The sequence below is a fragment of the Streptomyces sp. NPDC050743 genome, from assembly GCF_044456925.1.
GTDB lineage: Bacteria > Actinomycetota > Actinomycetes > Streptomycetales > Streptomycetaceae > Streptomyces.
In genome coordinates, this window is record NZ_JBITGJ010000110.1 from 10,262 (window position 1) to 20,953 (window position 10,692).

Below are 10,692 nucleotides of genomic sequence, written 5' to 3' on the forward strand. Positions count from 1 at the left end.
CTCCATCCATCGACAGCCGCCGTCTGGGGGCCGTTGCCCGCGTGCGGCTGCGGCCTGGCTTGGGTTGGGGGGGGGGGGGGGCGGCCGCGGCGCCCCCGCCCCCCCCCCCGGCACCAGCCTTGCGCTGTGGCGCTGTCAGTCGTCCAGCACTGCCAGGGCGTCGATCTCCACGAGGAGTCCCGGCGGGAGCCGCATGTAGACGGTGGTGCGGGCGGGGAAGGGCTCGCCGACGGCCGCCGCGTACGCCTCGTTCAGCTCGGGCAGGTGGGCGGGGTCGGTGAGGTAGACGCGGAGCATGACGACGTCCCCCAGGCCCGCGCCGGCCGCCTTGAGGACGGCGGTGACGTTGCGCAGGACCTGTGCGGTCTGCTCGGCGACGGTGGTTCCGACAACCTCGCCGGTGTCCGGGTCGAAGGGGAGCTGTCCGGAGACCTGCAGGACGGGGCCCTTGCGGATGCCCTGGGAGAGCGGGGCCGGCAGGGAGGGGGCGTTCTCCGTGGTGATGACGGTTCTGGTCATGGTGTTCCTCGTGGTGGCGGTGTCCGGTGGCAGGGGTGGGCAGGCGAAGCACATGGAGGGGTGTCAGCTCCAGACCTGTCGTTCCTGGCTGCGGGGGTCGTCGACCTGGGTCCACTGGGCGTCTATGTGCATCGTGGCCCGGCGCTCGGTGTCGTAGCGGTCCCAGCCGGGGTCGCCGGTGGTGGCGAACCGGATCCAGGTCTCGTGCATGCGGGCGGCGAGATCCACGGGGGGCTTGTCGGGGCCGAGCAGGGCGGCGGGGCCGACAAGCTGCGGCAGATGCGTGAGATCGAAGACGAAGGGCAGCTCGACCGCGTGCGTGGCGCCGAGTTCGCCGTCCAGGGCGTGCGAGCGCCAGGCGAACTCGTAGGCGAAAGTCGCGGACTCGGGGTGGGCGGCGTGGGCGCCGGCCAGGGCCCGGGTGCCCGCGCCGAACAGCGCGTCGCCCATGATGGCGGAGCGCAGCTCGCCGTAGGACGCCTCGGGACGTGTCCTGCGGTAGGTCTCGACGAGCTGCGCCGGGTTCGGGTGCGAGCGGGCCGCCGTGTCGTCCACGTCCTCGGCGGTCGAGGAAGCGTACTTGTCCACGGGGACCAGGTACAGGAGGCCCTCTTCGGTGTTGGTGCCGACGAGCAGGTCGACGTCGGAGCTGTGCCCGGCGGCCACGGAAACGGCGGGCTGGGTGTCCAGGACCAGGCTGAAGGGGCTGAGGCCGATCAGCGGGTCGTGGTGGGTGGCGGTCTGCAGGTCGATGCCCGCGAGCTTGGAGGCGGCCTCCACAAGACGCTCGTCGGAGATCTCCGCGAAGGCGTCCACGTGCGGCTCGACGCCCAGGACCTCGGCGGCTGCGGCTGTGACACGGGCTGCCTGCTCGGTGGTGAACGCGCCCAGGCCGCTGCCGCTCTGCACGATCGCCCTGCGGAACAGTCCCGCGGCCTCAGCGGTGGCGAGGACGCCGCCGACGACGGTGGCCCCGGCCGACTGGCCGAAGAGCGTGACGTTGTCCGGGTCACCGCCGAACGCGGCGATGTTCTCCCGCACCCAGCGCACCGCGGCGACGACGTCGAGCAGGCCGCGGTTGGCGGGGGCTCCGGGGAGGTCGAGGAAACCGGCGATGCCGAGCCGGTAGTTGAGCGTGACGAGGACGACGCCGTCCCGGGCGAAGGCGGAACCGTCGTACATCGCGGACCGCGTCGAACCGGCGACGAATCCGCCGCCGTGGACGAACACCATCACGGGCAGGTCGCTCTGCGCGGCGGCGGGCGTCCACACGTTGACGGTGAGGTAGTCCTCGCCACGGCTCCAGCCGGTGCCGAAGTAAGGGGCCATGTCGATGCTGCCGAGCTTGCGCTCGGACTGCGGCGCGTTGGGGCCGGGGACTGTGGCGTCCCGTACGCCGTCCCAGGGCTCGTGCGGCTGGGGCGGGGCGAACCGGTCGGCTCCGCGGGGCGGGGCGGCGTAGGGGATGTTCAGGAAGGCGGCGGTTCCGTCGTCCTGGCGCAGACCGCGGACGGCTCCCTGCCGGGTGGTCACGACGGGTTCGGGGTGGTGGCTCATCTCTGGTGCCTTTCCGCGGGCTTCAGCCCTGCTCGGTGTACGGGGTGAAGGGCGCCCAGCCCTTGATGGCGAAGGTGCTTCCCTCGCGTACGACTTCGGTGGCGCCGTGGCCGCCCAGGTGGGCGGGAATCACGAGGGCGTTGTTGTCGGCGGCCCAGCCCAGCACCTTGCGGCGGGTGGCGCGGGCTTCGGCGGGGTTCTCGCAGAAGCAGCTGTTGGCGTCCGGTTCGAGGATCTGCACCGGGCTGTGCAGCATGTCGCCGACGAACACCGCACGGTCCGTGCCGGAGGTGAGGGTCAGCACGGAGGAGCCGGGCGTGTGCCCGGGAGCGGTGTCCAGGCGCAGGTTCGCGTCGATCTGGTGGCTGTGCTCCCACAGCTGCGTCTGGCCGGCCTGGTGCACCGGGGCCACGCTGTCCTCGAAGACGTTCTGATTGCCGCGGCCGAGCAGCGGCTTGTGGCCGTTCTCCGGGTTCCAGAAGTCGAAGTCGGCCTTCGGCATCAGATAGGTGGCGTTCGGGAAGGTGGGCACCCACTGCCGCCCGTCCAGGTAGGTGTTCCAGCCGACGTGGTCGATGTGGAGATGCGTGTTGACCACGATGTCCACGTCCTCGGGCTGGACGCCGGCCCGGGCGAGGTTGGCCAGGAAGTCCGTTTCGAGGCGGCTCCAGACCGGGGCGTAGGGACGCTCCTTGTGGTTGCCCACGCCGGTGTCGACGAGGATCGTCCTGCCCTCGCTGCGCAGCAGCCAGGTCTGGATCGCGGAATTCACGATGTTGGTCTCGGAATCCAGGAAATGCGGGGTCAGCCAGTCGGTACCGGCTTCCCAGACTTCCTCCGAGCTTTCCGGGAAGAAGGTCTCGGGCGTCATTTCGACAGAACCGAAGTATTCCCATACCCGAGTGATGGAGACATTGCCGAGGGTGATCTGTTCCATGGGGTTTCCTTGGAATTCGGAGGATTTACTCAACCGTACGAGCGGCCCCGGCGGGCGCGGTATCCGTCACGTGACTGCACCTGTGCGTACAGCCCTGAGCGTGGCATTTCCGCTTGTAGGCCAGGTGAAAGGCGAGGCGGGTCCCGTTCCGAGTTGCATTCCTGGATACCTAGCGGGCGAGCGCATGGCGACCTCGCTGCGGTCACGAGGCCGGAGCCGATCCGTCGGGCCGCTTGCCGGTCGTGTGGTGTGCGGTGGCCGTCCCGGGTCTCGTGTCGGCGGCTTCGACGACCTGCCGATCAGCGAAAAGCAAGGGTGGCCGGCCGCCCGGTAATGCGTTCTGCGGGGTGCTAGCCGGCTTGGACGCGTTCGCACCGGTCGGCGGTATCGGCGCAGCTCCCTGCGGCAGCCGGGGCCGGGACGTGCGACGACGGGATGTCCACGCTCTCGGCAGGGACCATGGTGGTGCGGTCGGGGTCCGAGGCGAGTGGGTCCAAGGCTCGTACGAGCGTGGTCAGGGTCGCGTCGAGGCGATTGGTGTGCAGCAGCAGGCGATGCTCCGGCGACGGCCGGTTACGGCTCACGCGTTGCTCCTCCGAGAGCAGGGACAGCGCCCTGATGACCGTGGGGCGTGCCGCTTGTGAGGCGCTTTCCGGTCGGTGGCCGGTGACGCGGATCAGGTGGGTCACGGTCTCGTGCACGCGGTCGGCAGCAGCTGTGAGACGGGCGGCGCACTCCCGGACGTGGCCCGCGGGGAGACGTTCGGCCGTGGCGGCCAGGCTCCGTGCGTGGTACGCGCCGGCCTCAAGGAGTTCCAGCAGGTGGCGGGCGCGGTGACGGCGGCGGCGCTGCGGATTGAACGGATGAGTGAGAGGCAGACAGGCCTTGCGGAAGGATTCCAGTGCCTGGTCGAGGTCGTGTGCCGCGCGGACCCAGCTCGTCGGGATCTCTGTGTCCGTGCTTCCTGCCGCGACGGCCCGAAGGAGGCGGTCGAGGACCTGCAGGAAGCCGACCATTTCCTCGTCACTGGCCCGGCGGACCGTGGTGGGAAGGACGAGGACGGCGGCAAGGATCCCGCAGGACACTCCCAGTGCGGTCTCCTGGACGCGCACGAGCAGCACGTGTGCCGAGAAGGTGTCCATCAGCGCGAGCAGCATGCTGAGCGTGCCGGTGATGAAGAACGTCACGGCCCAGTAGGCCTGCGACGGGGTGTAGAACATCCCGAACATGCACAGCAGGAGCAGGATCAGGAGGACAGGGCGGTCTCCGCCGACCAGAGCGGCGAGGCCGTAGCCGAACACCACGCCGAGGACCGTGCCCGCCAGCCGCCGGACACTCTGCAGCAGCACCTCGCCGGTGCTCTCGTTCTTGATGAAGACGACCCATGCGGCCGCGACAGCCCAGTACCACAGGTGCGGCGACAGGAGATGACCGCCCGCGATGGCGAGGGCCGAGGCAGCCGTCACCTGAAACGCCTGACGGGTGGCTCCTCGCTTCAGGCTTGAGGTGTCGCCGCCCCTGTGCGGCAGCGCCCCGAAGGTGGGTGAGGCGGGCTTGCGTGGAGGCATCCCGAGTCCTGCCGGGCGGCCCCGTGGGCCGAGAACCCGCAGGGCTTCGGCGAGTTCGTCGACCGCGGGGAAGCAGTCCAGCACGAGTGCGGAGCCTGTCGGCCGGTTCGCAGGGCCGCCTTCGTACTCCTCCTCGCACCGCTTGGAGGCACAGGCCGTTCCCACGGTGAGCTGGTGCCGGAGAGCCCTGATCCGCTGCGTGAGCCGATGTCGGGCCGTCCGTCCCGCCAGATCGTTGCGGGCGGCCGGGGTGCGCATCGCACGGACCGTGAGTACGGCCAGGCGTTGCGAGGCCACCTCCACCCGGCTGAGGCGCGGCAGCAGGACCTCGGTGTCCTCGTCGACGGCGCGCTCGTCGAGAAAGTCCTCGATCAGCAGCACGGACGCGTGCAGCCTGTCGAGGCGGTCCTGCAAGGCGCGGCTCCGGGTGTCGGCGTCCTGCCCGGTGACGATCATCGAGGCCGTGTTCCGGAGGATGTCTTGCAGTCGCACGTCGAATGCGTGCCGCAGCCGCCGCAGAGTTCCGGACGCCGTGACAGGGCCGACGCAGTACCACATGGCTGTGGCGGCCCCGAACGCCACCAGTACCGATGCCCCGAGCTGCGGAAGCTGGTCTGCTCGGGCACGGGTGAACTGAGACAGCAGGAAGGCCATGAAACCGAAGATCCCAAGGCCCAGCCCTCGCGGGCCGAACCGACGGGCCTGGACGGCGAAGTAGATCACCACCAGGAAGACCAGCTTGGCTGCCGTCGGGTACGGCGTCAGCACGGCTCCGGCGGCCAGGGACGCGAGGGCGAGCGGAGCGCCGAGTCCGAGCGTAATGCGCTGGTTGCGCGGGTGCAGGTCGCTGATGGCCAGTGAAGTCGTCATCGCGGTGAAGCCGCCGACCACCAGCGCCGTCTCGGGCGCTCGCATCGCTGTCAGCACGGCAAGGGTCGCGGCGGTGCCGCACACGGCACGCATCGCGGAGGTCAGACGGATCAGTCCGGGGTCAAAGGCGGCGAAGCGGTCCCACAGCGATGTCGTTGTCCTTGCCACCATGGGGATCTCCGTAGGTCTTTTCGCGTGTGCACGGTCGTGGGAGAGCCTTGAGGTTCCGGCCGGCCACCGCCCGCGTCACCAGTCTCGGCACCCGGGGTTCCGGCCGGTATGCGTCAGGTGACTGCTCTCGGAGGTTCTGCAGCACACAGGTGGGAGCCCTGAAGTAGCTCACGGTGGCCTGGACGGAGAAACGAGACACAGCGTCCGTTGCCGGCGTCGGCGGCCGTGCAGCGCCTGACAGGCCTGCACCCGTTGACGATGGCTTACGGTTCCAAGGGGCTATGCAGTGCACGGACTTGGGACGGACAGCCGCCAGGCACCCAGAAGGTCACGCGACATTCGACGCATCTCGACACAGCCGTCGTCGAGCCGCAGGTTTCCGCGCACCGCGCGTTCGCTCGGGTCGTTCGCTCGCTCCAGAGCAGCCTCGTGGGCCTGCTCCAGATCGGTCATGCCGTCGACGACGTAAAAGTGGCGTACGAGCCGACCGCACGGTGTACGGAACCCGAGTCCGACCAGCCACGAGCATCCAGTGGCCATGACAGCGCCTTCCGGTCGAGATGTACGGCTTACGCGATCCCCGTCTGTGATGGCAGGACGCCACCGGCGACGCACGACCGTGCCTGCCCGCCGACCCGGAAAGGCGCGGCCGTGCCCGCTTCACGATTCTGTGGCTGGACGAACAGCCGGGGGTATGCGTCACGTGACTGCAGCGGTGCTGGTCGGCCGCGGGATGGGGTGTTTGCGCCTGCCGACCGGTTGTCCCGCCGTGGCGATCCCGATGCCGTGACGGTGCGGAGACGTACGGGTCGACGCATGCGGAGGCCGGCGGTCTCCTCGCCACGATGGCCGTGCGGCGCGCGACTCCGCGGGCGAAACCCGCCCTCCGGGAGAACTCCATAGATGCCAGGGCCGGAATATCACGGACGACGACTGCGCTCGGATGCGCTTTGAGCAGGTTCGAGGCCACTTCCGCGGGCGCTGCCTCGGTTCTCCCACGCTAGTATCGGGGGTATCTCAAATTCCCTGGAGCATCCGTGGAAAACGATGGAAGGGCTCGTGGGGACCAGCGCTCGACGCCAAATTCTGGTCTGACGCTGGTGGGCCGAGAAACCGAGACATCGGAAATCATCCGACGTGTCGGCGCTGATCGGTCCCGCAGTGACGTGCTGGTCGTCACGGGTGACCCCGGTGCCGGAAAGAGCACCCTGCTCGACATCGCGGCCGATCACGCGCAGAGGGCAGGCGGCCGAGTGCTGCGAGCGGTGGGGAGCGAATCTGAGGCGCACCTTGGATTCGCGGGTCTTCATCAGATGCTGCGCCCGGTGCTCGGTGAGGCGGAGGGCCTGCCGTCGCGGCAGCGCGCCGCGCTCCGTGCCGTCCTGGGGCTCGACGAGTGTGCCGAGGCCCCCGACGCGATGGTCGTCGGCCTGGCGGTTCTGACCTTGTTGTCGGACCTGGCGGAAACGACACCGCTGCTGGTGGTGGTCGACGATGCCCAGTGGATCGATCGTGGATCACTGGACGTTCTCTCCTTCGTGGCGCGACGCATGGACAGCGAGCCCGTGACGCTTCTGGTCGGAGTCCGCACCGCGGCCGCGCTTCCCGGCTTCGACAAGGAGTACGAGCGCCTGGAGCTCGGCCCGCTGGACGGTGAGGCGGCCAACCGGCTGCTCGACCGGCAGCCCATGCCGCCCACCGGCCGAACCCGCGTGCGGATCCTTGAGGAGGCGGCCGGCAACCCACTGGCTCTGGTGGAACTCGCCCACGCCACCGCGATCCGGCACCTCGAGGGCAGTAGCGTGGAGGGCCCGCTGCCGGTCACCGACCGGCTGGAGCGGATCTTCGCGGGCCATGCGGCGGACCTGCCGGAACCGACCCGCCGCATCCTGCTGCTCCTTGCGACCGCCGACGCGGCGGACGCGCAGGCAGCCGCCATGGGACTCCCCGAGGCGGACGACAAAGCATGGGAGCCCGCTGATCGGGCCGGCCTCGTACGCCAGGACGGAGCCAGGATCTCCCTCCGCCACCCGCTCGTCCGCTCCGCCGTCTACCATGCCGCGTCGTTCGAGGAACGCCGCAGGGCGCACCTCGCTCTCGCGGAGTTGCTGCGCGAGGAGCCCGACCGTCGCGCCTGGCACCTCGCCGCCGCGACGGTGCGCCCCGACCAGGAAGTTTCGACCGCCTTGCAGCAGACGGCCGACCGGGCCCGGCGCCGAGGTGGCTTCGCGGCCGCTGCCGCCGCCCAGGAGCGCGCCGCAGAGCTCAGCCCGCGTCGCGAGGACCGGGCGCGCCTGCTGACCGAAGCCGCTACCACCGCCGTCTTCACCGGCCAACTCGGCTGGGTGGAACACCTGGCCGCCGCAGTCCGCGAGAGCACCGACGACCCGGCACTGCTGGGCAAAGCCGCGCTGGCCACCGGCCAGCTCATGTCCCTGAGCCCCCACCACACAGCGGCCTTCGCCCTGCTCATGCGTGTCGCCGATGAGGCGGCGAACGCCCGGTCACCCCTCGTGCTCGACGCGCTGGCCGCAGCGGCGGTGGTCCGCTACTACTCGGGCGAGGAGTCCCAGCAGCGACAGATCCAGAGTCTGCTCTCCTGCACGCCCGACGATGCCGCCGCAGCCGCGCTGCACGCCTGGGTACTGGCTGTCTCCGACCCCAGCGGCGCAGGAGCGTCCCTCGCACCGGTGCTGCCCGGGCTCATCGCCGAGGCCAAGGGCGACGCCCGGCGCCTGACCGCGCTGGCCATCGTCGCCTGGCTGCTCGACCAGACCGCCCTCGCCGCCAGGACCTTCGACGAGGCGTTCGACCAGTGGCAGGCCCACGGCCCGCTCCCGGACGGACTGGGATGCGCGGCCGGCTGGACCCGCCTGGAGCAGGGCCGATGGCCCGAGGCCCGCTCGGTGGCGGCCGACATCGCGGCCATGGCATCGGCGGCCGGACTCGACCATGCCGAGGCCTGTGCCCAGGCACTCGACGCCACGGTGGTAGGCCTGCTCGGCGACCCGGCCACCGCACGCCGGCTCGCCGAGCGAGCCCTGTCTCTCGTCGATCCTCTGGAGAGCCGCTCCGTCGCGGTCTTCGCCCATCGTGCCCTGGGGATGGCGGCCGTGGCCGAGGGCGACTACGACACCGCGTACACACAGTTCCGCTCCGCGTTCACCGACGACGGCGATCCGGTCCACTACCACGTCTCCTACACCGTCCTGGCCGACCTCGCGGCCGCGGCCGTTCGCCGAGGACAGCAGGAGCACGCCGCCGAACTGCTGGAACAGGCGGCGCGACGCCTCGGTACGGGCATGTCGGCACGGGTGGCCGCCTTGATCGACCGAGGCCGCGCCCTCCTCGCGGATCCCGAGCACGCGGAGCCGTTCTTCCAGACGGCGCTCGCACAGCCCGCGGGTGAGCAGTGGCCGTTCGAACGGGCACAGACCCGGCTCGACTACGGGGAATGGCTCCGCCGCCAGCGCCGTATCGCCGAGGCACGTCCACTGCTGAGCGCCGCCCTGGAAACCTTCCAGCGCCTCGGCGCACGGCCGTGGATCGAGCGGGCACAGGCAGAACTGCGCGCCGCCGGAATCGAGGCGACCGACGTCGTGCCCAGCGCCTTCACCGAACTCAGCCCCCAGCAGCAGCAGATCGTCCAACTGGCGGCCCGCGGTCTGACGAACCGCGAGATCGGTGAGAAACTGTTCCTCTCACCGCGCACGGTCGGCTCCCACCTCTACCGGGTCTTCCCCAAGCTGGGCATCACCGCCCGTTCACAACTCCGCGACGTGCTTGAAGGCACCCTGTCAGGTGCCGGCGTGCAGAGCTGAAAGCCGAATCTGCCTTGGAGGCACGCTGACGAGCATGCCGCCTGTCGGCCGACGGCCGTCGCCGTGCAGTCGGCTGACAGATACCGCGACCGGATTCCGCATGACAGATTCATAGAGCGCGACGACGAGAGACCGCATGAGCTCGTCGAACCGCACAAGGGATTCACCGGGTTCCTCCGAGGATGCCCCGGCCTTCAGGCCGGGGAGGAATCGGACTCCTGCGGAGCAGGGCAGGGACAGCCGGATCGCCGTCAGGGCGATCCGGCGTCCACCCCGCACGGCGGTGATGCCGCCCACGATCATCGAGAGCTCTCAACTGTCAGTCCGCTCGGGTAGGTTCGGATGCATGACGACAGAAGCGACCACGAAGGACACCGGGCATGCCCGGTACACCTTCCGTGTGCGCCTGTCGAACACGGCCAGGCGCCGGCTCGAAGCCGAGTGGGATCGCTGCCGCTGGATCTGGAACGAGTGCGTGGCCAAGTCCCAGCAGGTCCACGTGCAGGGCAAAGCGGGTGGCGAGAAGCTGACGTGTGGTCCGGCTCAGCTCGACAAGATGCTGACCGAGGCACGCAGGGTGACGCCCTGGCTGGCTGAGGGCGCGAGCGTGCCTCAGCAGCAGGTGATTCGGGACTTCGCCAGGTCGAGGGCGAAAGCGCTGAAGGACATCAAGGACCGGTTGCCGATGCACCGCCGGGCCGGGATGCCCCGCTTCAAGAAGAAGCGGGAGGCGCGGCCCAGCCTGAACTACACCAAGCGCGGTTTCCGCCTCAAGGACGGCCGCCTGCACCTTGCGGGCCAGATCGTGCTGACGGTGGTGTGGTCGCGGCCCCTTCCGGCCGATGCGTCGAGTGTGCGGGTGTACCAGGACACGCTCGGACATTGGTACGTGTCCTTCGTCGTTCCCGCGCAGAGCGAACCGCTCGCTCCCACGGGGCGCGTGCTCGGGGTGGACTGGGGTGTGAAGGAGACCGCCACCACCACCGACGACGCCTACGATCTGCCGCATGCCGAGCACGGCAGGCGGGCCGCGCAGCGGCTGGCGAGGTACCAGCGGATGATGGCCCGGCGCCGGCCTTCGAAGGGACAGCCCGCATCCGCCGGCTACCGCAAGGCCCAGGCACAGGCGGCGAAGCTGCACAAGAAGGTCGCGAGGCAGCGGGAGGACACCGGCCGCAAGTGGGCCAAGTCCGTGATGCGCGGCCACGATGGGGTTGCGGTGGAGGACTTCAGGCCGAGGTTCCTGGCG

Annotated in this window: 6 protein-coding genes; 2 read left to right on the forward strand and 4 right to left on the reverse strand. The window is 70.0% G+C overall.

Features of this window, described 5'->3' with window-relative positions; translation table 11 throughout:
* Window positions 1–135 precede the first annotated feature (135 nt).
* The 4 genes from ACIBJF_RS45055 to ACIBJF_RS45070 form a co-directional block, all read right to left on the reverse strand.
* A complete protein-coding gene (locus tag ACIBJF_RS45055; protein ID WP_399183192.1) occupies window positions 136–519 on the reverse strand; it encodes a RidA family protein in 384 nt (127 codons plus the stop codon).
* Between the two features lie 63 nt (window positions 520–582).
* The gene (locus tag ACIBJF_RS45060) at window positions 583–2,076 is read right to left on the reverse strand and encodes a carboxylesterase/lipase family protein (RefSeq protein WP_399183193.1); all 1,494 of its coding nucleotides are present in this window, start codon (window positions 2,074–2,076) and stop codon (window positions 583–585) included.
* A gap of 22 nt (window positions 2,077–2,098) precedes the next feature.
* The gene (locus tag ACIBJF_RS45065; RefSeq protein ID WP_399183195.1) at window positions 2,099–3,013 is read right to left on the reverse strand and encodes an MBL fold metallo-hydrolase; all 915 of its coding nucleotides are present in this window, start codon (window positions 3,011–3,013) and stop codon (window positions 2,099–2,101) included.
* 350 nt (window positions 3,014–3,363) lie between these two features.
* On the reverse strand, window positions 3,364–5,622 hold the full coding sequence (locus tag ACIBJF_RS45070; RefSeq protein ID WP_399183197.1) for an FUSC family protein: 2,259 nt from the start codon (window positions 5,620–5,622) through the stop codon (window positions 3,364–3,366).
* Between the two features lie 1,037 nt (window positions 5,623–6,659).
* Between ACIBJF_RS45070 and ACIBJF_RS45075 the strand changes: the two genes are divergently transcribed.
* Together ACIBJF_RS45075 and ACIBJF_RS45080 are read left to right on the forward strand one after the other, a co-directional pair.
* Window positions 6,660–9,443, forward strand: coding sequence for an AAA family ATPase (locus ACIBJF_RS45075; protein WP_399183199.1), 2,784 nt, complete (start codon window positions 6,660–6,662; stop codon window positions 9,441–9,443).
* Between the two features lie 346 nt (window positions 9,444–9,789).
* Window positions 9,790–10,692 (forward strand): RNA-guided endonuclease InsQ/TnpB family protein (locus ACIBJF_RS45080; protein ID WP_399183201.1); only part of this gene is annotated, 903 nt, incomplete at its 3' end.

Excerpts from the sequence above, each read along its gene's own strand:
- ACIBJF_RS45070 (WP_399183197.1), bottom strand. The coding sequence starts at position 5,622 with ATGGTGGCAAGGACAACGACATCGCTGTGGGACCGCTTCGCCGCCTTT.
- ACIBJF_RS45055 (WP_399183192.1), bottom strand. The coding sequence starts at position 519 with ATGACCAGAACCGTCATCACCACGGAGAACGCCCCCTCCCTGCCGGCC.
- ACIBJF_RS45065 (WP_399183195.1), bottom strand. The coding sequence starts at position 3,013 with ATGGAACAGATCACCCTCGGCAATGTCTCCATCACTCGGGTATGGGAA.
- ACIBJF_RS45060 (WP_399183193.1), bottom strand. The coding sequence starts at position 2,076 with ATGAGCCACCACCCCGAACCCGTCGTGACCACCCGGCAGGGAGCCGTC.